1 protein-coding gene and 1 pseudogene are annotated in these 777 nt (G+C 58.4%); one reads left to right on the top strand and one right to left on the bottom strand.

Features of this window, described 5'->3' with window-relative positions; genetic code table 11:
* Positions 1 to 208 (top strand): annotated as a pseudogene (locus RZO55_RS14625) (DNA polymerase IV); the annotation flags it as partial.
* Between the two features lie 3 nt (positions 209 to 211).
* On the opposite strand, the gene RZO55_RS14630 reads toward RZO55_RS14625, so the two are convergent.
* Positions 212 to 777: M23 family metallopeptidase (locus RZO55_RS14630; protein ID WP_318065006.1), on the bottom strand; the 566-nt coding region annotated here is incomplete at its 5' end.

Consider the following 777-nt stretch of genomic DNA (forward strand, 5'->3'; position numbering starts at 1 on the left):
GATCGGGATCACCCTGAGCAACCTGTCCTCCGACCGGGTGATGCAACTGGACCTGTTCGGGAAACGGGAAAGGGAACAACGGCTGGCGAAAGCGATCGACACCATCCGCGACCGATTCGGACCGACCAGCATCTTGCTGGCCCGATCCCTCACCGGGGCCAGCGTCTTCGCCGACCGGGCCGGTAAAATTGGCGGCCACCGCATCTGAACCTCACCGATCCAAGACCCTCCGGAGAATATGGCGACGCTCGGCGGGGGTAAAGTCATCCCACAGCCACTGGTCGTAAATAAACAGGTCCAGATGAAGATGCATTCCCGAATCGAGGCCCTTAACCCCCTGGCTGGTGCCCGAGTTTCCGACATAGCCGATAACCTCTCCCTGCTTTACCTTTTTTCCGACGACGATGTCGTCGTCAATCCGGCTCAAATGGCAATACCGGGAGAGCACTCCCTTTTTATGTTGGATCCATACGGACCGGCCCCGCATTTTATCGAGAATGTATTGCGGCGTCTGTCCCCCGTTTTGAGCGCCGATTTGAAGATAGCGGTTCCGCTCCGCTTCGGACATCTCCTGATAGTCGTGGTCGGCGCGAACCACCACTCCATCCGCCACCGAAAGCACCGGGGTTCGGGAGTCGATGGAAATCCGACTGGTCCAGCTGTAATAATCCAACCCTTCGTGAACCCCATTTCGGTAGGGGCGCTCGGCGCCGGGCAGGTGCGAATCCTTCGTGCTCACCTGGGCTCCTTGAATCGGCGTTTGGAGAAAGGAGAGAT

This window comes from Clostridium boliviensis (assembly GCF_033342255.1).
GTDB lineage: Bacteria > Bacillota > Clostridia > Lachnospirales > Lachnospiraceae > Lacrimispora > Lacrimispora boliviensis.